The organism is Tabrizicola sp., assembly GCF_016793705.1.
GTDB lineage: Bacteria > Pseudomonadota > Alphaproteobacteria > Rhodobacterales > Rhodobacteraceae > Tabrizicola.
In genome coordinates this window covers 80,984-103,980 of the sequence record NZ_JAEULO010000001.1, presented here as the reverse complement: position 1 = coordinate 103,980, position 22,997 = coordinate 80,984, and the positions used below count along the sequence as shown (strand labels likewise).

Annotated in this window: 20 protein-coding genes; 14 read left to right on the top strand and 6 right to left on the bottom strand. The window is 65.0% G+C overall.

Annotated elements, in window-relative coordinates:
• Window positions 1-1,509 carry a carnitine 3-dehydrogenase gene (locus tag JNJ68_RS00550; protein ID WP_294977702.1) on the top strand — a complete coding sequence of 503 codons (1,509 nt, stop codon included), beginning with the start codon at window positions 1-3 and terminating at the stop codon, window positions 1,507-1,509.
• On the opposite strand, the gene JNJ68_RS00545 is transcribed toward JNJ68_RS00550, so the two are convergent.
• Together JNJ68_RS00545 and JNJ68_RS00540 are read right to left on the bottom strand one after the other, a co-directional pair.
• On the bottom strand, window positions 1,392-2,324 hold the full coding sequence (locus JNJ68_RS00545; protein ID WP_294977700.1) for a LysR substrate-binding domain-containing protein: 933 nt from the start codon (window positions 2,322-2,324) through the stop codon (window positions 1,392-1,394). The two genes, JNJ68_RS00550 and JNJ68_RS00545, sit on opposite strands and share 118 nt — an antisense overlap.
• A 347-nt stretch (window positions 2,325-2,671) precedes the next feature.
• Complete coding sequence (locus JNJ68_RS00540) at window positions 2,672-3,739, bottom strand: LysR family transcriptional regulator (RefSeq protein WP_294977698.1); 1,068 nt, start codon at window positions 3,737-3,739, stop codon at window positions 2,672-2,674.
• On the opposite strand from JNJ68_RS00540, the gene JNJ68_RS00535 reads away from it, so the two are divergent.
• The 8 genes from JNJ68_RS00535 to JNJ68_RS00500 all read left to right on the top strand — a co-directional run bounded on the left by JNJ68_RS00535 (window position 3,665) and on the right by JNJ68_RS00500 (window position 12,454).
• Window positions 3,665-4,660: an Ldh family oxidoreductase gene (locus tag JNJ68_RS00535; protein ID WP_294977696.1), complete on the top strand. Its 996-nt coding sequence runs from the start codon at window positions 3,665-3,667 to the stop codon at window positions 4,658-4,660. The two genes, JNJ68_RS00540 and JNJ68_RS00535, sit on opposite strands and share 75 nt — an antisense overlap.
• A gap of 117 nt (window positions 4,661-4,777) precedes the next feature.
• Window positions 4,778-5,770, top strand: a complete 993-nt coding sequence (locus JNJ68_RS00530; protein ID WP_294977695.1) for a glycine betaine ABC transporter substrate-binding protein — start codon at window positions 4,778-4,780, stop codon at window positions 5,768-5,770.
• Window positions 5,771-5,828: 58 nt separating this feature from the next.
• Window positions 5,829-6,704, top strand: coding sequence for a proline/glycine betaine ABC transporter permease (locus JNJ68_RS00525; protein ID WP_294977693.1), 876 nt, complete (start codon window positions 5,829-5,831; stop codon window positions 6,702-6,704).
• Window positions 6,704-7,723 carry a betaine/proline/choline family ABC transporter ATP-binding protein gene (locus JNJ68_RS00520; RefSeq protein ID WP_294977691.1) on the top strand — a complete coding sequence of 340 codons (1,020 nt, stop codon included), beginning with the start codon at window positions 6,704-6,706 and terminating at the stop codon, window positions 7,721-7,723. The genes JNJ68_RS00525 and JNJ68_RS00520 overlap by 1 nt, the downstream gene beginning before the upstream one ends.
• A gap of 24 nt (window positions 7,724-7,747) precedes the next feature.
• Window positions 7,748-9,199, top strand: a complete 1,452-nt coding sequence (locus JNJ68_RS00515; RefSeq protein ID WP_294977689.1) for an aldehyde dehydrogenase family protein — start codon at window positions 7,748-7,750, stop codon at window positions 9,197-9,199.
• The gene (locus tag JNJ68_RS00510) at window positions 9,196-10,203 is read left to right on the top strand and encodes a membrane dipeptidase (RefSeq protein ID WP_294977687.1); all 1,008 of its coding nucleotides are present in this window, start codon (window positions 9,196-9,198) and stop codon (window positions 10,201-10,203) included. The genes JNJ68_RS00515 and JNJ68_RS00510 overlap by 4 nt, the downstream gene beginning before the upstream one ends.
• The gene (locus JNJ68_RS00505; protein WP_294977685.1) at window positions 10,200-11,864 is read left to right on the top strand and encodes a hypothetical protein; all 1,665 of its coding nucleotides are present in this window, start codon (window positions 10,200-10,202) and stop codon (window positions 11,862-11,864) included. Before JNJ68_RS00510 ends, JNJ68_RS00505 begins: the two co-directional genes overlap by 4 nt.
• Entirely contained in the window at window positions 11,861-12,454 is a 594-nt protein-coding gene (locus JNJ68_RS00500; protein ID WP_294977683.1) for a DUF3726 domain-containing protein, read from the top strand. Before JNJ68_RS00505 ends, JNJ68_RS00500 begins: the two co-directional genes overlap by 4 nt.
• A gap of 377 nt (window positions 12,455-12,831) precedes the next feature.
• Here JNJ68_RS00500 and JNJ68_RS00495 read toward each other — a convergent pair whose 3' ends face one another.
• The 4 genes from JNJ68_RS00495 to JNJ68_RS00480 are packed head-to-tail and all read right to left on the bottom strand — an operon-like array spanning window position 12,832 to window position 17,532.
• Window positions 12,832-14,289, bottom strand: coding sequence for an FGGY family carbohydrate kinase (locus JNJ68_RS00495; RefSeq protein WP_294977682.1), 1,458 nt, complete (start codon window positions 14,287-14,289; stop codon window positions 12,832-12,834).
• 3 nt (window positions 14,290-14,292) lie between these two features.
• Window positions 14,293-15,246 carry a transketolase C-terminal domain-containing protein gene (locus tag JNJ68_RS00490; protein WP_294977680.1) on the bottom strand — a complete coding sequence of 318 codons (954 nt, stop codon included), beginning with the start codon at window positions 15,244-15,246 and terminating at the stop codon, window positions 14,293-14,295.
• Window positions 15,246-16,061 (bottom strand): transketolase, encoded by an 816-nt coding sequence (locus tag JNJ68_RS00485; protein WP_294977677.1) that lies wholly within the window; start codon window positions 16,059-16,061, stop codon window positions 15,246-15,248. Before JNJ68_RS00485 ends, JNJ68_RS00490 begins: the two co-directional genes overlap by 1 nt.
• Window positions 16,062-16,065: 4 nt before the next feature.
• Window positions 16,066-17,532: a fucose isomerase gene (locus JNJ68_RS00480; RefSeq protein ID WP_294977676.1), complete on the bottom strand. Its 1,467-nt coding sequence runs from the start codon at window positions 17,530-17,532 to the stop codon at window positions 16,066-16,068.
• Window positions 17,533-17,821: 289 nt separating this feature from the next.
• On the opposite strand from JNJ68_RS00480, the gene JNJ68_RS00475 reads away from it, so the two are divergent.
• The 5 genes from JNJ68_RS00475 to JNJ68_RS00455 all read left to right on the top strand — a co-directional run bounded on the left by JNJ68_RS00475 (window position 17,822) and on the right by JNJ68_RS00455 (window position 22,931).
• Window positions 17,822-18,769 (top strand): D-ribose ABC transporter substrate-binding protein, encoded by a 948-nt coding sequence (locus JNJ68_RS00475; RefSeq protein ID WP_294977674.1) that lies wholly within the window; start codon window positions 17,822-17,824, stop codon window positions 18,767-18,769.
• A gap of 68 nt (window positions 18,770-18,837) precedes the next feature.
• The gene (locus JNJ68_RS00470) at window positions 18,838-19,485 is read left to right on the top strand and encodes a DUF2291 domain-containing protein (RefSeq protein ID WP_294977672.1); all 648 of its coding nucleotides are present in this window, start codon (window positions 18,838-18,840) and stop codon (window positions 19,483-19,485) included.
• A complete protein-coding gene (locus tag JNJ68_RS00465) occupies window positions 19,482-21,008 on the top strand; it encodes a sugar ABC transporter ATP-binding protein (protein ID WP_294977670.1) in 1,527 nt (508 codons plus the stop codon). Before JNJ68_RS00470 ends, JNJ68_RS00465 begins: the two co-directional genes overlap by 4 nt.
• Window positions 21,005-22,054 carry an ABC transporter permease gene (locus JNJ68_RS00460; protein WP_294977668.1) on the top strand — a complete coding sequence of 350 codons (1,050 nt, stop codon included), beginning with the start codon at window positions 21,005-21,007 and terminating at the stop codon, window positions 22,052-22,054. Before JNJ68_RS00465 ends, JNJ68_RS00460 begins: the two co-directional genes overlap by 4 nt.
• A 67-nt stretch (window positions 22,055-22,121) precedes the next feature.
• Window positions 22,122-22,931 (top strand): DeoR/GlpR family DNA-binding transcription regulator, encoded by an 810-nt coding sequence (locus tag JNJ68_RS00455; protein WP_294977667.1) that lies wholly within the window; start codon window positions 22,122-22,124, stop codon window positions 22,929-22,931.
• The last annotated feature ends 66 nt before the right edge of the window (window positions 22,932-22,997 follow it).

Sequence of the window (22,997 nt, the reverse complement as noted above, 5' to 3'; positions counted from 1 at the left end):
GTGCAAGTCGCCATCGTCGGTTGCGGCGTGATCGGCGCCGGTTGGGCCGCGCGCTTTCTCTTGAACGGCCACGACGTCCGCGCATGGGATCCGGCTCCCGAGGCCGAAACCCGTTTGCAAGCGGTGCTACAGAAGGCCCGCGCCAGCCTACCGGGCCTTTACGATCGCGCCTTGCCGCCGTCCGGCCAACTGCGATTCTGCGCGACCCTGGCCGAAGCGGTCCAGGGTGCCGATTGGGTTCAGGAAAGCGCCCCGGAGCGGTTGACGATCAAGCAGTCGCTCTTTGCCGGTATCGAGCCGCACATGACCGAGGGCGCGATCCTCGCCTCCTCGACCTCCAACATCATCCCGAGCAAGCTTCAGGCGCTCTGCCACCATCCCGAACGTCTGATCGTCGCCCATCCCTTCAACCCGGTCTACCTCGTGCCCCTGGTCGAGATTGTGGGGACCGACGTCACACCTTCCGAATTGCCCCTGCGCGCCGCCGAGATCATGCGCGGCATCGGCATGCATCCCCTTGTGATGGCGCGAGAAATCGAAGGCTTCATTGGCAACCGCCTGCAAGAGGCGATCTGGCGCGAGACGCTCTGGATGGTCAAGGACGGCATAGCCACGACCGCCCAGATCGACGAGGCGATCCTCTACGGCTTTGGCCTGCGCATGGCGCAGATGGGCCAGTTCGAGACCTATCGCCTATCCGGCGGCGAGGCCGGGATGGCGCATTTTCTGGCGCAGTTCGGCCCGACCCTGGCTGATCCGCTCACCCATCTGACCGACGTGCCTGCGCTGGATGCCAAGCTGATCGGCCGGATCACCACCCAGTCCGACGCGCAATCCGGCGGCCGAACGATTGCTCAGATGGAGCAGGCACGGGATCAAAACCTCGTCGCCCTGATCCGCGCCTTGAAGCCGCGACAGGCCGGCGCGGGCGCCGCCGTCAGGGCGCATGAGGTCAGATTGTCCCTTCCGCAAGACACCAATCTGCCTGTAACGGCGCGGCGGGTTATCCCCTCCACCTGGATCGACGCGAATGGCCATATGAACGAGGCTCATTATGTCGAGGTCGCCTCAAACGCCTCCGATACCCTGACGGAGCGCTGCGGCGTGACAGCGGAGTATATCGCGGGCGGCCACAGCCACTTCACCGCCGAAACCCATGTCCGCTATCTGGCCGAGTTGCTCGCTGGCGAAGAGATAACGGTTCGCACGCAGGTTTTGCATGGAAAGGGCAAGAAGACCCACCTGTTCCACCGCTTCATGAAGACCGATGGCACGCTTGCCGCGACGGTCGAGGTGATGATCCTGCATGTGGATTTGGCGACCCGCAGAGTCTGCGCGCCCCTGCCGCATGTCGCCAAGGCGCTTGAAACGTTGGAGCTTGCCCACGCCGCCTATCCCCCGCCGGATGGAGCCGGGCGGGCGATCGGCAAGGCCTGGACGGTCGCGAGCCAGTCGGCGAAAACCTCGGCGGCCGGCGAAAGCGCCCGGTCGTCGCGATGGACAAGATAGACGCCGCCCTGGACCTCGACCTTCTCGGGCAGGACCTCGACCAGCTGCCCTGCCTGCACGAACCCGGTCGCCGTGCCGATCCAGCCCAAAGCGACACCACCCCCGGCAAGGGCCGATTGCATCATCATCAAGTGGTTGTCATAGAGCGGCCCGGGGAGAGTCCTCGGTCGCTCGACCCCAAAATGATCGAACCACTGCTCCCAGTCATACCAGGCCTTGTCATCGGCCCTGGCGTGCAGAAGCTGCTGGCCCAAAAGGTCGGCAGCCCCCCGGATCGGCGCCGAGCGTGCAAGGTAGGTCGGGCTTGCGACTGGAACGATGGTCTCGCTGAACAGAAGCCGCGCGCTGCAGCCCTCCCAATCGCCCTTTCCGAAGCGGATCGAGAGGTCGATTTCACCCGACAGCGGGGGCAGGCCCTGATAGGCGGTGACCATGTTCACCACGATATCGGGCCGCAGGGCGTGGAAGTCCTTCAGCTTCGGCAGAAGCCAGAAGTTGGCATAGGCGAGGTTGCACGAGACCGTCAGCACATCGCCCCTCACGCGCTGCAACGCCTCCCCCTCCGCTCCGATCAGGTTCAACCCCGAGACCAGGGCAGCGACATAGCGCCGCCCCACCTCGGTCAGGGTCACCGGCCTGCTGCCGCGTTCGAACAGCCGGGTCGAGAGCATGGCCTCGGTCTCACCCACCAAATGACTGACAGCGGATTGCGTGATGTTCAACTCTGCTGCGGCTTTGGAGAAACTACCAAGCCGCGCTGTGGCCTCGATCGCCAACATCGCCCGAAGCGGCGGGATGTGCTTCCAGTATCTCATGAGCAGGATTCATAGGTGATCGGAAACGGTCGTCCAATCGAATTCTGGCAGGGCCACCAAATCCTGTCTGCAATCAAGCGACGCTTGCAGAGGCGGACACCCTCTCGCCCGAAGCCCGGCGACTGCTGACCACCAGTGAAAGACTGTCCGTCGCATCCTCCCGCGGGGCCTTCAGGTGGGCATTCGGAGCCGCACCGTTCGTCAAGACGGCACGCAATTGACCACAGCGGCGACTCGGCCAAAAGAGGAAAACCAGCATCCGACGAGGGCAGGGAGCCGACGGTCGCGAGCGAGCAATGGCCGTCCGCCATCGGTGGACGAGCAAGAGGTCACGGTGCGCTGGCGCGTCACGTCAGGGGTTGCAGTCCGAACTGTCCGGCTTGGGCGCGGGCGGCGGCGGCGAATTCGCTCCGGAACAGGCCCGTGACGGGACTGGGCACCCTGCCTGCGCGCCAGAAGATACCCACGGTCCTCAGGCATGCGGGATCACGCAGCGGGCGGGTGGTCAGCGAAGCGGCGAGGCTGACCGTTGCCAGCGCGGGCAAGAGAGTAATGCCCATCCCGGCGCTGACCATCGCGAGCAAGGACGTCACGTTGCGCACCGAAAAGCGGGCGTCGCGGGCAAGTCGCTGAAATTCCGGAGCGGGTAGCGCACGGGTGGCTTCGTTGATGATCAAAGGATGGCCTGTCAGGTCGGACCAGTCGAGAACGGCGCCCTTGTCCGCGAGCTGGCTGTCGGTTCGGCACACGAGTTTGAAGGGGTCGCAGAAGATCGGCTCACACTCCAGACCGGGCACATCCGGGGCGGTTCCGGCAATGCCAAGGTCAACCTGTCCGGTTTCGACCAAGAGACGCACGTCGGTGCTGTCGGTATCAACGAGATCAATGTCGAGATCGGGCCGCCCCTGAAGGAACCCTTGCAGGAACGGTGGCAAGAGCATCGTGGCGACCGAGGGGACCGAAGCGATGCGCAGTCGCCCGCTCCGCGCCTTTGACTGCGCCTCGATCCGTTCCATCGCACGGTCGTAGTCGCGCAACAGGACGACGGATTGATTGTAAAGAAACTTGCCCATCTCGGTCAGGCTGGATTTTCGGTCGGTCTCAAACAGAGGGCAACCAAGACGGTCTTCGATCTGCTTCAGCGTCATCGACAGCGCCGAGGGGGTCCGGAAGAGCTTTTCCGAAGCATCCTTGATGTTGCCGTGATCGGCGACCTCGACAAAGGCACGCAGGGCTTCCAGCCGGATCATCTTCAATCTCACTGATGTTTTTCTCAGAAATACTGTGTTGCGCTGAAATGCGCAAATGATGCTTCTGGGCGAAAAGGCGAGAGGACTGCCATGCAGATGACATTGGACGAGGTGGAGAGACTGGCGTTTCGGCTGCTTACCGATTGCGGAGCGAGCGAGACCCAAGCGGTGTCCGTCGCGCGGTCAATCCGGGCGGCGGAGCGCGACGGGATGCGGTCGCATGGGCTGCTCTATCTGCCGATCTATGGAGAGCATCTGCGTTGCGGCAAGGTCGATGGTCAGGCCCAGCCTCAGGTCCAGCGGTCGCGGGCGAGCGCTGTCGTGGTGGATGCAGCGAATGGTTTTGCCCATCCGGCCATTGATATGGGCCTGCCAACGCTGGTCGATGCCGCACGGGACCGGGGCATTGCGGCGATGACCGTGCGGCGGTCGTACAACTGCGGGCTTCTGGGCCACCATGCCGAGCGCCTGGCCCAGGCCGGGCTGATCGGATTGTGCTTCACCCACGCCCCTGCCTCGATCTCGCCTGTTGGCGGAAAGGTTCCCGTTATCGGGACCAACCCTTTCGCCATGGGCGTGCCTGACGGGCGCGGCGGGGCGCGGTTCGTGATCGACCAGTCTGCAAGTGTGGTCGCCAAGTCGGAAGTGCTGCTAAAGGCACGCAAGGGCGAACCGATCCCCGAAGGCTGGGCGCTGGATGCCGAGGGTCAGCCCACGACCGACGCTGAAGCCGCGCTCAAGGGCTCCATGCTGCCGGCGGGTGGCGTGAAAGGCTTTGGCATGGGGTTGATGGTCGAGGTTCTCGCTTCGGTCTTGGCTGGGGCCGTCGCAAGCCGCGAGGCGAGCCCGTTTTCCGGCCCGGCAGGGGGGCCGCCTGCAACAGGTCAATGCTTCATCGCGATCGAGCCGGGGGCCTTTGCCACGGGTTTTGTCGAGCGGATCGAGGGACTGGCCGAAGCGATCGCCGGGCAGGACGGAGCGCGGTTGCCGGGACAGCGACGGATGGCGGCACGGGCAAGGACAGAAACTTCGGGTGTCGAAGTGGACGAGGGGCTGATGGCGCGCGTTCGATTTCAGAAAAGCTGAAATCAATGTAATCCGTTATCATTTGATTGAAATCGAAGGAAAGAAGAACCTTCAACGAGATTGCCGCGCAAGACGGCGTCGCGCCACTGGAGGTATGCAATGACTGGAACAAAACGCTTGACTGCCCTTGCCGCGCTTATGGCTTCGGGCATGGCCATGGCCCAACCTGCCGGAGCGGGCGATTGTGGCTCGGCCGAGAATGTCACCATCGCCGAGATGACCTGGCTGTCCGCCGCTGCGCTGGCGCATGTGACTCAGAAGATCCTTGCGGCCGGCTATGGGTGCGACACCGAACTGGTTCCGGGCGACACGGTGCCAACTGCGACCTCGATGCTGACCCGTTCAACGCCGAGCATCGCGCCGGAGCTTTGGGTATCGACCGTTCAGGCGCAGTGGGACGAAATGCAGGCCAAGGGCAACGTCTACAAGGCGTCCGATATCTTCTCCGGCGGGGGTCAGGACGGTCTCTGGGTGCCGGACTACGTTCTGGAACAGCATCCCGAGATCAAGACGATCGAGGATCTTGCCGCAAACTGGGCGGTCTTCGAGGACAGCCAGAACCCAGGCAAGGGGCGGCTTTACAACGGTCCGCCCGGCTGGGCGAGCGAGGTGATCATCACCAACTACTACAAGGCGCTGAAGCTTGAGGACTCGTTCGAGCTGTTCTCGCCGGGATCGGGCGAAAACCTGAAGGCGTCGATCGCGCGGGCCGTCGCGCAGAACAAGCCCTGGGTGGGCTACTACTGGGGGCCGTCGGACGTTGTCGGCAAATTCAAGCTGGTCCGTCTGGGAATGCCCGAAAGTGACCGTGAAAAGTTCACCTGCCTGACGGACATCAACTGTGCCGATCCTCAGGTGACCGGATGGGCGGCGGGCGAAGTGGCCGTGGCCGTGGTGTCCGATCTGAAGGACAAGGCGCCGGACGTGGCGGAGTTTCTGTCGAAGATGCAGGTCCCGAACGACGAGATCAGCGCGGTCCTGGCCTGGGGCGACGACAACGGCGCGACGGCGGAAGAGGTCGCGACGCATTTCCTGAAGAACAACGAGGCGATCTGGACCGCATGGGTCCCGGCGGACGTGGCCGAGAAGGTCAGGGCAAGCCTCAACTGACACGAACCGTTGCCCGCCCCTCCCCTGGGGCGGCAACGCAATCTCAAGGATCAGCTCCATGACCTCTGGCTTCCCCGAAATCTGGGATACCCGCGCTTTCGGCCGTGCCCTTGACAGCGCCTTCAACGGTATCGTCGCTGAGTGGGGCGAGACGCTGGAGCTGATCTTTCTTCCCGTCCTGCGTTTCATCAGCGGGCTTGAGCACGGGCTTCAGTTTCTTCCCTGGTGGGTGGTGGTCATGGTCTTCTGCCTGGCCACCTGGGCTGCTGCACGGCGCTGGCAGCCGGTGGTGGCGGTGGCGGTCCTTCTGATCCTGCTTGGCCTCCTGGGCATCTGGAACGAGGCGATGGCGACGGTTGCACTGATGCTCGCCGCCACGATCCTCTCGGTGCTGATCGGCCTTCCCACCGGCATTGCCATGGCACGGTCGGACCGGTTCCGGCGCGGGATGCTGCCTGTGCTCGACATCATGCAGACCATGCCGATCTTCGTATACCTGATCCCCTTCGTGATGCTGTTCGGCCCCGGCAAGATCCCGGCCCTTCTTGCCACCATCGTCTTTGCCATCCCTCCGGTGATCCGACTCACCGACCTTGGCGTCCGGCAGGTCGATCCCGAGATCGTCGAGGCGAGCCGGGCCTTCGGCGCCTCTTCGCGGCAACAGCTCTGGACGGTCGAAGTGCCCCTGGCAATGCCGACGATCATGGCGGGCGTGAACCAGACAACGATGATGGCGCTCTCCATGGTGGTAATCGCCTCGATGATCGGGGCCGGTGGTCTTGGCTATCAGGTGTTGCAGGGCATTCAGCGGCTTGAGGTCAGCCGGGGCCTGATCGCGGGTCTGGGGATCGTCCTGCTGGCGATCATCTTCGACCGCATGGCACAATCCTACGGCCGCCGTGTGCAGGCCAATCTGCACCGGGAGGCCAAATGATGCGACCCGTCAAGATCCGCGTCGAATCGGTGTCGAAGGTCTTTGGTCGTGACCCGAAGGGTGCTCTGGCCAAGGTGAACGCCGGTATGGACAAGGCCAGTCTGCTGCAGGAAACCGAGCATGTGCTGGGTCTGCACCAGATCAACCTCGAGATTGCCGCTGGCGAAACCTTTGTCATCATGGGTCTGTCGGGCTCGGGCAAGAGCACGCTGATCCGCCATTTCAACCGCCTGATCGAGCCGACAGGCGGGCGCATCCTCTATGATGGCGAGGATATTCTCGGCTATGACGAAACCCGTCTGCGCGGCTTCCGGCGGCGCAAGGTGGCGATGGTCTTCCAGCGTTTCGCCCTGCTGCCGCATCGGACCGTGATCGAAAACGTCATGTATGGCCTTGTGCTGGACGGAATAGCGAAGGCAGCGGCACAGGAGCGGGCCGAGGCGCAGATTGCGCTGGTCGGGCTCTCGGGCTTCGAGTCCAGCTATCCCGCGCAGCTTTCCGGCGGAATGCAGCAGCGCGTCGGTCTGGCGCGTGCCTTGGCCACGGATGCCGAGGTCCTGCTCATGGACGAAGCTTTCTCCGCCCTGGATCCGCTGATCCGGCACGACATGCAGATGCAGCTGAAAGAACTTCAGGGGCGGCTGGGCAAGACCATCGTCTTCATCACCCACGACCTCGACGAGGCGCTGCTTCTGGGCGACCATATCGTTATCCTGAAGGACGGGACCGTGCGGCAGGTCGGCACCGGCGCCGACATCCTGCGTGCGCCTGCCGATGACTATGTCGCGCGCTTTGTTCGCGACGTGAACCGGGCGCGCATTCTGCTCTGCGGCGCCTTCGCCGATGCCGGGTTGATCCCGGCTCCGGGCGCGCCGGAGATAGCCGCCGAAGCGACGCTGGAAGCCGCCTTCGGCGCCTTTGCGGATGGCGTGGAAAGCATCGCTGTGCGCGGGGCCGATGGGCAGATCGCCGGTGCCTTGACACCTCGGAAAGTAATGGAAGCCTTGGCGCGGGCCTGACCGCAGCCGGAACAGGACGAAACCATGGGACTTGAGACGCGGAACTACATCGCCGGGGCCTGGCAGGGCGGAACGATGCAGATTGAAAACCGCAGTCCTTCGGACGTAGCGGATGTGATCGGCCAGTTTGTCCAGGGCTCTGCAGCGGATGTGGACGAGGCGGTCGCTGCGGCCCGGTCGGCGCAGCCGAAGTGGTGGGCGGCAGGTATCCAGAAGCGCCACGATGTCCTGATGCTGATCGGCACCGAACTGATGGCCCGCGCTGCCGAGATCGGCGCGCTCCTGTCGCGCGAGGAAGGCAAGCCGCTGGTCGAAGGCAAGGGCGAGGTCTACCGCGCCGGGCAGTTCTTCACCTGGTTTGCCGCCGAAGCGTTGCGCTTGCAGGGCGATCAGGCCGAAAGCGTGCGCCCGGGGGTAGAGATCGAGGTGCGCCGGGAACCGGCTGGTGTCGTGGCTCTGGTGACGCCGTGGAATTTCCCGATGGCGACGCCGGCCTGGAAGATCGCTCCCGCCCTCGCCTTTGGCAACGCGGTCGTCTGGAAGCCGGCCAATCTGACCCCGGCCTCGGCCGTCGCCCTGGCCGAGATCATTTCCCGCGCCGGACTGCCCGCGGGCGCCTTCAACCTCGTCATGGGGCCTGGTCGCGACGTGGGGGATCATCTGGTTGGTCATGCCGATATTGATGCGATCAGCTTCACCGGCTCGGTGGGGGTCGGGAGGGACATTGCCTCACGCGCCCTTGGAAACCGCGCCAAGCTACAGATGGAAATGGGGTCCAAGAACCCCATGCTGATCATGGACGACTGCGACCTCGATCTTGCGGTCTCCCATGCCGCCAACGCGGCCTTTGGCGGGACCGGGCAGAAATGCACGGCTGCCTCGCGGCTGATCGTCCACAGGAAAGTCCTGGACACGTTCACCGAGCGGCTCGTAAAGGCCGCCGAAGCGCTGCGTGTCGGGCATGCCCTGGCTGAGGGGACGCAGATTGGTCCCGTGGTGAGCGAGGGCCAACTGAACGCCAACCTCGATTGGATAGCGCGTGGGACCACAGAGGGTGCAGAGCTTCTGACCGGCGGCGTGCGGCTGGACCGGCCGACCGAGGGGTATTTCATGGCCCCTGCCGTCTTTTCCCGAACCCGGAACGACATGACGCTGAACCGCGAGGAAATGTTCGCACCGATCACCTGCATTATCCCGGCCGACAGTTACGCCGAGGCGCTCACCCTCGCCAATGACACGCCCTTCGGATTGACGGCAGGCATCATGACCCGCAGCCTGGCCCGCGCCGCACATTTCCGGGCCAACATGCGGTCGGGTTGTGTCATGGTGAACCTGCCGACGGCAGGCACGGATTATCACGTGCCGTTCGGCGGTCGGGGTATGTCGTCCTTCGGCCCGCGGGAGCAGGGGCGCTACGCCGCCGAGTTCTTCACCACGGTCAAGACCGCCTACATGGCGGCGGGGGAGCCGGAATGACCTACCTGATCGACGGGCTTCAGTATTCCAACTGGTCCGAACGCATCTTCCGCCAGCTGCGGGCGGGCGGGGTGGACGCGGTGCATGTCACGCTGGTCTACCACGAGAACTTCCGCGAAACGGTCGCGGTGGTCGAACGCTGGAACCGCTGGTTCGAACGCTGGCCAGAGCTGATCTTTCAAGCCTTTACTGCCGATGACCTTGCCCTTGCCAAGGCCACCGGGCGGACGGCAATCTTCTTCGGCGCGCAGAACCCCAGTTGCATCGAGGACGATATCGGTCTGGTCCAGGTGCTGCACCGGCTTGGCCTGCGCTTCATGCAGTTGAGCTACAACAACCAGTCGCTCCTCGCCTCCGGCTGCTACGAGGCTGAAGACACGGGCCTGACCCGCATGGGACGCGAGGTGGTGACCGAAATGAACCGTGTCGGGATGGTCGTGGACATGAGCCACTCCGGTGAGCGCTCGACGCTGGCGGCGGTGGAGCATTCCGCGCGGCCGATTGCGGTGACGCACGCCAATCCGGCCTCCTGGCATCCGGCGCGGCGCAACAAGTCCGATGCGGTGATCAGCGCCCTGGCGGAAACCGGCGGGATGCTGGGCTTTTCGCTGTACCCCCATCACCTGAACGGCGGCAGCGCCTGCGAGCTGTCCGATTATTGCACCATGATCGCGCGGACCGCCGAACGGTTCGGCACCGAGTTCCTTGGCATCGGCACCGACCTTTGTCAGGACCAGCCCGACAGCGTGGTCGAATGGATGCGCACCGGGCGCTGGACCAAATCGGTGGATTTCGGCGAAGGCAGCAAGGACGCGCCGGGGTTTCCGGCCATGCCCAACTGGTTCCGCGACGCGCGCGATTTCGGGAATCTGCGGGGCGGGCTGCGCTCCGTCGGGTTTTCCGACGCCGAAGTGGCCGCAATGCTGGGCGGAAACTGGGCGCGCTTTTTCGCGGCGTCCTTCGGGCCGGAGATGCGGGGTGAGGTGGAAAGGGCTGCGGAATGAGCATGGTCGAACGGACCCGGAAAACGGCAGAGGCCGTCCTGCGCGACCCAGACCTGGTCATGCGCCTGTCGCGGATGGGATCGGCCCATCCGATGCGGCTTTCCTTCCTGCGCGTGATGCTCCGCCGCGTCGTGCGCGAGGGTTGGCGCTTTGACCGCCCGATTTGGGACATCGATGATCGGGGCGTTGGCTGTGCCGTTTATCGGGCCCGGGGGCCGGAACGCACCTACAGCCTTGTCGCCTTTGCACATGATCTACCCGATGAGATGCGATCCGACAGGGTGATCGCCACGGCCTGGGATGCAACCTTTGCGCTTGTCGATGGCGACGTCACGCCGGACGATCTTGACCGCCTGGCCGACAACGTGCCGCTGCAGGAGGCCGGGCGGATCAGCGGGAAAGAGCTTTCGCTCAGCCGGGCCAATCGGTCGGTCCGGCTGTTCGCCCATATGGTCGACCGGCTTTCCCGAGGCGAGCAGCCCGATGCCGCCGAGATCGACGCAGTCGGCTATCTGATGCGGACCACCGCCGTCTACGGCTCGGGCAAGTTCGGGGCCGCAGACCGGGAGGACATCTGTGAGCGGCCGGAACTCAAGGCTCCGTTTCAGGCCGAGATGCTCTCGGTCTGGCTGACCCGCGCGTTTACCGTAGATATCGCCGAACACCTTGCCCGTGTCCGGGGCGGTGCGTCGGCAGCGCGACTGGACCCGGATCTTCGGCGGCGCCTGGGCGTGGGCAATTCCACCGGTCTTGGCATGGCCCCGTTTCTTGTCCGTCATCCGGCCCTGCTGAACGCATGGATGACCGCACGCGAAACAGCCCTGGCGCGGGTCCGCGCGCTGCCCGATGCCACCCCGGCAGAGCTTGCAACTCTCCGCGACGCCCTGGAAGCGGCGCGACAGAATGCGCATCTGTGGCGCAGCGAACACCGGGCGCAGGCAGCGAAGCTCGCCGAACTGCGCGGCGATCTTGCGCAACTGACCGATCACCTTCGTGACGGTTGGGATCCAGGGGCGCCGCAGCCCTGGAACGCCTTGTGGCTTTGGGGCGAGGCACAGCTGAGCGAGGAAGGGCAGGAATGCCTGCTGGCGCTGCTTCTTGAACCGCATGGCGCCATCGTCGACGATCTGGAGGACAGTCTCGACGCGGACGAAACCGCCCGCTTTGCCCTGGACGCCGCGATGACGGTCGGCCGACTGCGCGCGCTGATTGCGGAAGACTATCGCTGGACAAGCCGGTTCGACTTCACCGACCCGGCGCAGTCGGCGCGCTTCTGGTATGTGTCTGAAGACAAGCTGGAGCCTCGTCTGGGCGACCGGCGGGCCGAAGCCGGAGAAGAAAGAGAGCAACCGCTTGGGATCGCCCAATCCGTCTCGGCACTGTCCGACGCCCTGACGGGCTGGCTGGACACAGACCGCCTCGCACGGTTTCTGCTGGCGCGGCCGGAACATCGCCACACGGTCCGGCGCATCCAGATGCTGCACGAAATGCCATATGCAGAGATACGCGACAACCTGTTGGATGCCGGGATGCTGCCGATCGACATCCTGCGGTGCAAGCTGGCCTTCTTTGGCGCGACACGGTTTGATCCCCGGTCCGACCGTTGGGTGCGGATCAGCCTCTTTCAGGGCATGCCCTACCCGGACGAGTTGGGCGCATGACCGAAACTGTCACTTTGGCACTGTCGGAGTTGCGCAGCCTGATCACCAAGTCCGCGCGCGGAGCGGGCCTCAGCTGGGGTCAGGCGGAAGAGGCCGGATGGGCCGCCGAATGGCTCGCCCGGCGCGAACTGCCTGCCGCGGACTGGGCAGTGGTCTGGCTCGCGGCGCGCGTGGACGGCGCAGTCAGCCCGGTGGAAGTGGGCGCTTCATTGGCCGACGAATTCTCAACCACTTCTGCGATCACGGGCGAGGCGTTGCCGGACGGTCTGACCGCACCAGGATACCTCCTGCCCTTCCTGCACCGGATTGCCCAAGCTGGCTCTACGCTTCAGATTGCCTCCACGACGGGCCGTGTCGCATCCGTATCGAGCGCGGGCGATGTGGCGTTTGGCCCATCCTGGCAGTCACAATCAGACGGTTGGCACCTCTGCGAAGCTGGCGACGCACCATCGCAGTCGCGCCCTGCGGCTCGGCCCAGGGTGTCGCGGTTGACGCTTGAGCGTCTTGAAACTCTCGCGCTTCGGACAACGGTGCCGCCATCGGTGACTTCCCGTCTGGACGCTGGCGCGACGGACGGAGACAACGACTGACACTTCTGTTGAAGAAGGACAGTCCGAAAGCGGGCATTTGCTCTGTCCAGTCCGGCGGCTGATTTGCCAAACCCGGCGGGTTTTTCCGCCAGTTCCCTTCGGCGAGACCCCCTTCCTCAGAACGGGCTCTCGTCGTCGCGGTTGACCAGTTCGGGGCGAGGCCGGCGCCCCAGGCGGGGGCATCCCTCTGGGCATGCCCTTCGCTGCGACGTCCGTGAATGGCCGCTTTGGGCCGACAGAGACGACGTCGCGAAGGGCGGAAAGCAGACGGACGCACATGCGGCGCAGCCACGCCACGTCCCCGACGGCGGTGCGGATGCCTGTTCCCCTGTCGATCGCTGTCGTCACCTGGGCGGCAGCCCGACCCGGCCGCGCAACTACGGCAACGGTGAACTCTTGGATTGGCGGACTGCGGCGGCCCAGCTCTTTCGGATCTGGGTCCGCGCACCAGCGCTCATCCGCGGCGCAAAATGCTGGATCTTGGCGGACGGCACAAGGACGTGGTCCATCTTGGCCATGGCCATGCCTGCCACGCCAAAGGCGCCGATCTCTTCGACCGCGGCGGCGTGGACAGGGCGGTCGATCAGGTCGGCCTGCAACTGCATCAGGAAGCCGTTGCCCGAAGCCCCGCCATCTGCGCTGAGGCTTGCAAGCGGCTGGGCGATATCGGCTTCCATCGCTTCCAGTACATCGGCGATCTGAAGGGCGATGGCTTCAAAGGTCGCCCGGGCCAGGTGGGCGGGCGTAGTGGCATGCGTCATCCCGGCGATCGTACCGCGCGCGGCATCGGACCAGTGCGGGGCGCCAAGACCTGCAAGGGCGGGGACGAGGGTGACTCCGCCCGCGTCCGGGACAGTCTGGGCGAGGTCGGACAGGGCCGCGGCATCGGGCAGGCCGAGAAGGCGCGCCATGAAGGCGGCGGCCTGGGCCGACACGGTGATGTTGCCTTCAAGCGCATGGGCGGTGCCGTGCCGGTCGGTCCAGGCGATGGTGCCGGACAGGCCGTGGCGCGAGGACGTGCGCGCGGGGGTCAGTGTCATCAGGCTGGAGCCTGTGCCATAGGTCGCCTTCACCGCGCCCGTATTGCGGATGCCGTGGCCGTAAAGGGCGGCGTGGCTGTCGCCCAGCATGGCCTGGATCGGCACGCCTGCGGGAAGGGCGGTCGCCCCGACGGCGGTCACGCCGAAGCGGGTGTCTGAAGGCAGCGGCAGCGGCAGACAGGTCGTGTCGGCGCCAAAGATCGCCGCGAGCTCGGGCGAGAAGACCAGCGTTTCGGTGTCGAACAGCTGGGTCCGCGAGGCGTTGGAATGATCGGTTGCAAAGACCGTCCCGCCCGTGAGGTTCCACAGAAGCCAGGCATCGACAGTGCCGGCGCGCAGGCGACCCCGTGCCAGCAGGTCACGGGCGGCAGGCACGTTGTCCAACACCCAAGCCAGCTTCCCGGCGGGGAACAGCGGATTGATTCCAAGGCCCGTGCGGGCGATGACGAAGGGGTCGTGCCCTTCGGCGATCAGGCGGGCGGACGCATCGGCGGTGCGGCGGCATTGCCAGATCGGCGCCGGGCAGAGCGGCCGCGAGGTCGCCGCGTCCCAGACGACCAGAGTCTCGCGCTGGTTGGCAATGCCGATCGCGTCGGGGAGGCCCGCCTCGGCAACCACCTCGGCGATGACCGCCTGGACCGAGGCCCAGATCGCCGCGGCCGATTGCTCGGCCCAGCCGGGATGCGGATAGTCGGTGGTCAGGGGCGCGGAGGCACGGGCCAGGATCGCGCCGCCATCATCGATCACCATGGCCTTGGTGTTGGTCGTGCCCTGGTCGATAGCAAGGACACGCATGGCTCAACCCTTGCGGCCAAGCGCGCGGTGGGCCGCCGCCGCGATCCCCTCGGGCGTGAGGCCATATTCCCTGAACAGCCAGTCGACCGGGCCGGTGGGAAGGAAACCGGGGAAGCCGACACGTTCGACCGGAACCGGCCTGTGGCTGGCGGTGAACTCGGCCACCGCGCCGCCAAGGCCGCCGTGGATATTGGCTTCCTCGACCGTGACGATGGCGCCGGTCGCGGCAGCCTGGTGCAGAGCCTCTTCGTCCAGCGGGTTGATGGTGGCGAAGTTGAGGACGCGGCATGCGATGCCTTCTACGGCCAGCCGGTCGGCGGCCCGAGCGGCAAGATGGACTGTGGTGCCGCAGGCAATGATCGTCAGGTCGCGGCCATCGCGCACGGTTTCGGCCTTGCCCGGCCGGAAGACGCGCTTCGGAACATCGAGATCGGGAACCGGCATCCGGCTGAGGCGCAGGTAGACCGGACCATCATGCTGGGCGGCCCATTTCACCGCCTCGGCAGTTTCCCAGGCGTCGGCCGGGACGATGACCGTCAGGTTGAGCGGACGGAGCCAGGCAAAATCCTCGATGGAATGGTGGGTTGCGCCCAATTCGCCATAGGCCACGCCCGAGGACTGGCCCACCAGCTTCACGTTGAAATTGGCATAGGCGATGTCGGCCTTGACCTGTTCCAGCGCGCGACCGGTCAGGAAGCAGGAGGCGGCCGAGACGAAGGGGATGCGACCGCCGTTCGCCAGCCCCGCGCCGACGCCGATCATGACCTGTTCGGCAATGCCGACATTGACCAGCCGGTCGGGAAATTTCTTCTGGAAGCTGTTCAGCTTGGACGATCCGACCGAGTCATTGACCACCGCGACGATGCGGGGGTCGGCTTCGGCCAGCTGTTCCAGGGTCGAGACCCAGATGTTCCGGCAATCCTGGAACCCGGTGGCGGTGGGGGCGGCATGGGCCATCAGACGAGTTCCTTCATCGCTTGGGCATATTGCGCATCGTTCGGCACGCCGTGGTGCCAGGAGGCGACGTTTTCCATGAAGGAGACGCCCTTGCCCTTGGTGGTGTTGGCGATCACGCAGCGGGGCCTGTCGCCGGGGGCTGCGGACAGAAGGGAGAGGAGGGCGGCATGGTCATGGCCGTCCACCTCATGCACGTCGAAGCCGAAGGCGCGGTACTTGTCGTCGAGCGGGTCGAGGCCCGAGGTCTCTTCCGTGCCCGCGCCCTGTTGCAGGCGGTTGCGGTCGATGATCAGGGTCAGGTTCGCCAGCTTGCGGTGGCCGCAGACCATCGCGGCCTCCCAGTTGGACCCTTCCTGCTGCTCGCCGTCGCCGGTCAGGACGAAGGTGCGGTAGCTGGCACCGGTCAGCTGGCCCGCGATGGCGATGCCGGTGGCGACCGGGAAGCCGTGGCCAAGGGGGCCGGTGTTGGTCTCGATCCCTGGCAGGTAGTTGCGGTTCGGGTGGCCGTTCAGGAGCGACTTCGGCTGCATGTAGGTGGGGAGCCAGTCCTCGGGGAAATAGCCCGCCGCGCACAGGGTGGCATAGAGGGCGCCGGTGGCATGGCCCTTGGACATGACGAAACGGTCGCGGTCGGCCCAGTCAGGGCGTTTCGGGTCGTAGTTCAGGACACCGAAGTAGAGTGTGGCGAGGATGTCCATCGCCGAAAAATCGCCGCCGGGGTGGCCCAGCTGTGCGCGGTGGACCATGGTGAAGGCGGTACGGCGCATCCAGAGCGCCTTGTCCCGGATCAGGGAAAGCTTGTCGTTGGTCAGCATGTTGTCAGAACCTGTTCGGGAAAGTCAGTTGGGGTTCAGGCTCGCCACCGTGATGGTAAATCGGCCAGCCGAGGTAGCGGGTGACGGCCTCGTTCACCACGTCGGCGTGGTGGCCCCGAACCATGGCGACGTGATGCTCGAACCCATTCTGGGTTACGAAGCGGAGGAGTTTCCGCAGGCCCTGGACGCGGGTGGTGGCGATGCCGCCGTCCATCGCGAAGGGGTGGTCGGTGAACTCACCCTCGCCGAGGTAGCACTTGACGGTGCCGCGCCGGTCGTCGGTGGAGAGGCGGAAATAGGTCATCGGGCCGGGCTTCACCTTGCCTTTGACCGCGCCGAAGCATTTCGAGCGGCCGATGGTTTCGCCGAGCACGTCAAGCTCGCCCACTTCGGGCGTGTCGCCGATGAAGGACTTGGGGTAGTTGCCGCAGTGGGTGCAGACGCAGAGGTCTTCCTCGTAGGCGTAGTTGTTGTTCCAGTCGAGGATCGCGGGGGGCGCACCGGAGGCCAGCGCGAGGGCGTACATGGACAGGGCGCCCATGATGTCGACCTCGCACGCGCTTGGCATCAGATCTTCACCCATCATCGACATGGTCAGACAGGTTGCGCAACCGAAGTTGTCCTGCAGGGACCGCCAGCACTGGATGGCGGAGGCGTCGCAGCCGTTCTCCTCGATCCAGCGGTTGACGGCGAGAGTCCAGCGGGCCTGCTTCTCGATCTGCGAGGGCTGGATATGGGCGGGAATCTTTCCGTAGCCTTTCACCTTTTCCAGCGTGGCGAGGAGGGCCGGATCGTCGGTCTTGATGGCACTGGCGGCGCCCATCATTTCGGACAGGTCCACCGTGACGACGGTCACGCCAGCCGCCTGGAGCAGTTTTTCCGAATAGCGCATGGTCTGGAACGCGCCGGTACGCGCGCCGATGGACCCCAGGCGCGCGCCGCGCAGGCCGCGAACGGTGCGGCAGACGCGGGCGAACCGGTCAAGGTCGGCCCCGAATTCCTCGCCCCAGGTGTCGCAGGTGTGGCTGGTGGTTTCCGTGAAGGGAACACCGTATTGCCAGAAGTTGTTGGTGACGCTGATCTTGCCGCAGAAGGCGTCGCGGCGGTCCTTGACCGAGACCTTCGACACCTCATCGTTCGAGCCTTGCAGCAGGATTGGCACATTCAGTTTCGCCCGGTTGACCAGTTCCGCGACCGCGATCTCGTCACCGAAGTTCGGCAGGCAAATCACCAGCCCGTCGATCCTTTCGGCGTTCTCGCGGAAATGGCGGGCGTAAAGGTCGGCGTCGGCGATGCTTTGCACCGCGCCATTGGCCGTCGCTTCGAAGGGCAGAGTGACGGCGTCGATGCCAAGACGGGCAAACTGCGCCAGCACGTCCTCGCGCGCGGCTTTGCAGGGTGCGGGGCTGAAAAAGGCCCTGCTGCCGATGACGACGCCCAAGGTGATCTTGCGCCGGAAGATGGTGCTCATGGGTTCCTCCCCTACCTGCGGACGCTCCTCAGCCTCCGCCGGGTAATTTCGAATGTTTTCGATTATTGTCGCATTATCTCGACTCGTGACATGAAGCAAGAGATTCCGTGCCAGCGCGGGCCTGAGCGGGACTCTCTTGCTCTCAGTTGGATTGTTGTCCGCGCTGGCACGATGCCGCAAGCGCAAAGATCGAAAGTAATAGAAAGTATTTGACAACGATGCGCCGGAAACGGATGCATATATCGTAGCGAATCGAATCGTATCGATATCGTTTGAAAGGGAGGACATCATGATTCTGAACCGCCGCCAATTGGTCGGGGGGCTGGCTGTCGCTGTCGCGGGCATCCTGCCGACGCTTTCCTTCGCGCAAGGCAAGGGCACCATCGCCATCATCACCCCCAGCCACGACAACCCGTTCTTCAAGGCGGAAGCCGACGGCGCTGCCGCGAAAGCCGTCGAGCTTGGCTATGAAGTTATGGTGCTGGTGCACGATGATGACGCGAACAAGCAGAACGAGCTGTTCGACAGCGCCATTGCTGCGGGCGTCAAGGCCATCATCCTGGACAACGCAGGTGCCGATGCTTCGGTCGCCGCCGTGCAGAAGGCCAAGGACGCGGGCATCCCGTCTTTCCTGATCGACCGCGAGATCACCGCGACCGGCGTGGCAGTCAGCCAGATCGTGTCGAACAACTACCAGGGCGCGCAGCTGGGCGCGGAAGAGTTCGTCAAGCTGATGGGCGAAGCGGGCGAGTACGCCGAGCTGATCGGCAAGGAATCCGACACCAACGCAGGCATCCGGTCGAAGGGTTATCACGACGTGATCGACCAGTATCCGGACCTGAAGATGGTCGCCAGCCAGACCGCCAACTGGTCGCAGACCGAGGCCTATTCGGTGATGGAATCGATGCTGCAGGCCAACCCCGGAATCAAGGGCGTGATCTCGGGCAACGACACCATGGCGATGGGCGCCTGGGCCGCGCTGGAAGCGGCGGGCCGGACCGACGTGATTGTTGTGGGCTTTGACGGATCGAACGACGTGCGCGATTCCATCCTGAAGGGCGGGATCAAGGCCACCGTGCTGCAACCGGCCTATGCCCAGGCGCAGATGGCGGTCGAACAGGCCGACACGTTCATCGCGGGCGGGGCGACCGGCGTGGAAGAGAAGCAGCTGATGGACTGCGTACTGATCAACGCGGACAATGCGTCGAAGCTGGAAACCTTCGCGCTGAGCGCCTGATCCACCTGGCCGACATCCCGGCGCGCGCGGCTCCGATCGCGCGCCGGGTATTCCATTGGAAGATCGCCATGACATCTGTTCCTGTCGCGCTGGCCCTGATCGCCGCGCTGGCCCTGTCGGGCTGCAAGATCGTGAAGACCGTCGCCGAGGGCGAAGGCAACACGGCTGTCGCCGCCGGTGAAGCCGGGGATGACGCGCGGATCGCGGCGCTTCTGGACAAGACCTACGACGCCGAGCTTCTGCCGCTGATCGCCGAGAAGGCACTGCCGGTGGCCGATCTGCGGGCGGCGATCGTCGGGGACCTGGAGGCTGCGGGGGCCGCGCATGGCAACAAGGGGTCGGGCGAAGGTGCGGCCTGGAACTTCGCGGTGAAAGGCGAGGGTGTGGTGGTCGAGGCCAACCTTACCTCCCGCGCGCGGAAGGCGATGCTGGACACCGACGGCGATGGCAAGGCGGACCTGACATTGCAACTGGGGCCGGTGATCAAGGGCTCGTCCCTGCGCGACGTGGCGCCGTTCTACCGCTTCGGCGATTTCCGTGATCAGATCGAATTTGCCAAGCTGGCCCGCGCCTTGAATGACCGCGCCACGGCGGCGCTGGTGGTGCCCAAGGGGGAACTGGTCGGCAAGACGGTGAGCTTCACCGGAACGGTAGACCTGAAGGCCGCGACGGATGCCTGGCAGGTGACTGTCGTCACCCTGACGGTCACGCCATGACGGATCATCCCATCGGCCTGTCGATCCGGGGCGGCGTGAAGGTCTATCCCGGCACCCGCGCGCTCAAGGGCGTGGACTTCGACCTGCGGATGGGCGCGGTCAACGTGCTGGTGGGCGAGAACGGAGCGGGCAAGTCGACGCTGATGAAGGTCATCGCCGGGGTGGAAAGCCTGACCGAAGGCCGGATCGAGATGGAAGGCCGCGAGGCCCACTTCCGCACCAAGGCCGATGCGGTGAAGGCGGGGATCGGAATCGTCTTCCAGGAGCTGAACCTGTTCCCCAACATGACGGTGGCAGAGAACATCTTCATTGGTCACGAGCCGGTGCGCGGCAGAGTGGACATCGACCAGGCGGCGCAGGCCAGCGCGACGGCGGCGCTGATGGCGCGGCTTGAGCAGGACATCGCGCCCGACACGCCGCTGGATCACCTGCGCGTCGGGCAGCAGCAGATCGTCGAGATCGCCAAGGCTCTGTCGCAGCACGCGCGCATCCTGATCCTGGACGAGCCCACCAGCGCCCTTTCGGCGGCCGAGGTTGAGGTGCTGTTCCGCGTCATCGCCGAACTGAAATCGCAGGGTGTCGGCATCGTCTACATCAGCCACCGCCTCGATGAACTGATCCGCGTCGGCGACTACATCACCGTGCTGCGCGACGGCGAGATCACCGGCGCACGGCCGATGGCGGGGGTGGACATCCCCTGGATCGTGCGGGCGATGATCGGCGAAAAGACCAAGGAATTTCCGCGCACCCATGTGGCGGCTTTCGGGGAAGAGGTGTTCCGGGCCGAGGATGTGACCCTGCCCCGGGCCGGCGGGGGCTTTGCGGTCGATCACGTCAGCCTGTCGGTACGGAAAGGCGAGATCGTCGGGCTTTACGGGTTGATGGGCGCGGGTCGAACCGAGTTCCTGGAGTGCGTGATGGCGCAGCATCCGGGATCGGGCGGACGGATGTTCGTTGATGGCGCCCCACTTGTGGAACGCGAGGTGGCAGGACGGATCGCAAGGGGTATCGCGCTGATCCCCGAGGACCGGAAACGTGACGGGCTGGTGCAGATCATGGCGATCCGCGAGAACCTGACGCTGTCTTCCCTGGGGCTGTTCACGAAGGGCTTCCACCTGAACCTGAAAGCCGAAGCGGCGAAGGCGGTGGAGTTCGTGAAGCGGTTGACGATCAAGATCGCAAGCCCGGAGAACCCGGTGTCCAGCCTATCGGGCGGCAACCAGCAGAAAGTGGTGATCGGCAAGGCACTGATGACCTCGCCGAAGATCCTGCTCATGGACGAACCCTCGCGCGGGATCGACATCGGCGCCAAGGCCGAGGTGTTCCGCACGATGCGGGACCTCGCGGCGCAGGGGCTGGGGATCTTGTTCGTGACCTCGGACCTCGACGAGGTGCTGGCGCTGTCTGACCGCATCCTTGTCATGGCGAACGGGCGGATCTCCGGGGAATTCCCGGCGGGGACCGAAGCCGCCACCGTGATCGCCGCCGCGACCCCGCATACCCGAAAGGACCAAGCCGCATGACGACTGCAACCGCCCATCCCTCGCAGACCTGGCTGCTTCTGGTCCTGCGCCTGCGCACCTTCGTCGCGCTGATCCTGGTGCTGGCCTATTTCTCGGTCATGGCGCCGAACTTCCTGTCGGCGGCCAACGCGGTCATCGTGTCGAAACACGTGGCGCTGAACGCCTTCCTCGCCATCGGGATGACCTTCGTCATCATCACCGGCGGGATCGACCTTTCGGTCGGCTCCATCGTCGGGCTTTGCGCGATGGTGGCAGGCTGGCTGGTCCTGAACGGGGTGGATACAGGGTTGGGCTGGACGGTCTGGTTCAACACACTCGAGATCGTGGGGATCACGCTCTTGGTGGGCATCGGCGTGGGTTTCATCAACGGCATCCTGATCACAAGGCTGAACGTGGCCCCGTTCATCGCGACGCTCGGCACGCTCTACATCGCCCGTGGCGCGGCGCTCCTGTCGTCGGGCGGGCGGACCTTCCCGAACCTCGGCGGGACCGACGAGATGGGCACGGCGAGCTTCCCTTTCATCGGCACCGGCAGCGTGCTGGGCCTGCCGGTGATGATCTGGCTTCTGGTCGCGGTGGCGCTGGGGGCGCATTACCTGTCGCGGCGGACGCCGCTCGGTCGGCACATCTATGCCGTCGGCGGCAACGAGCGGGGTGCCGCGCTGTCGGGCGTGAAGGTGAACCGGGTGAAAATGTTCGTCTACATGTTCTCGGGCTTCTGCGCCGCGCTGGTGGGGATCATCATCGCCAGCCAGTTGCAGGCGGCCCACCCCGCCACCGGCGAGACCTTCGAATTGAACGCCATCGCCGCCGCAGTGCTGGGCGGCACGTCGATGTCAGGAGGGCGGGGGCGCATCTTCGGCACGATCATCGGCGCCTTCGTGATCGGCATCCTGTCGGACGGACTGATCATGATGGGCGTCTCCAGCTTCTGGCAGACGGTGATCAAGGGCGTGGTGATCGTGCTGGCCGTGGTCATCGACCAGGCGCAAAGCCGGTTGCAGGCCCGGGTCGCGCTGGCGCAGGAGGCCGCGGCCAGCCGTTGACACCGTTGGTTTTTCGGTTTCGTTCCGTTACGCTAAGGTTCGATCACTTTCACTTCGGGGATGACCCTTGCTGAAACCGAAAGCCGATACCGCCCGGCAGGAACCCGTGACGGGCCTTCTCTCGGAACCCCGCAGGCGGCGGATACTGGACTGGATTCAGGAGGAAGGCTCGGCCCGAGTGCGCGAGCTGGCGGTGGCTTTTCAGGTCAGCGAGGCGACAATCCGGCAGGATCTGGAGCGGCTGGAGCAGGAAGGCCAGATCACCCGCGAACATGGTGGGGCGTTCCTGAATACGGTGCCGGCGCAGGTCGGCACGATGACGCTGCACCACCAGGACAACATGGAGCAGAAGCGCCGGATCGGGGCGATGGCGGCAGATCTGGTCAAGGATGGCGAGACGATCATCCTCGATGCCGGCACCACGACGACGGAGATCGCGCTGCGGCTGGTGGCGCGGCGCAACCTGACGGTGATCACCAATGCGCTGAATATCGCGATCATCCTGGGCGCGGTGCCGGGCAATGCGGTCCACATGCCGGGCGGCCAGTTCAAGGCGCCGACACTGAGCCTGTCTGGCGACAAGTCGGTGGAATACTTCCGCAACATATTTGCCGGCAAGCTGTTCCTTGCCACCGCCGGTGTCGCGCTGGACGCGGGGCTGACCTACCCGTCCTTCGCCGACCTGCAACTGAAGGAAGCGATGATCAAGGCGGCGAGCCGGGTCTATCTGGTGGCGGATTCGACCAAGATCAACAAATCCAGCTTCACCCGGCTGGGGTCGCTGGAGATGATCCATTCCTTCATCACCGACAGCGGGATTTCGGAACCCGACGCGAGCGCCTTCCGCGCCCGCGGCATCGAGATGCTGATCGCCTAGTCCGCCCTGGCGATCGAGGACCTTGGGGCCTGGCGTGTCAAATGGAACAAGAGCAGTCCCCGAAAT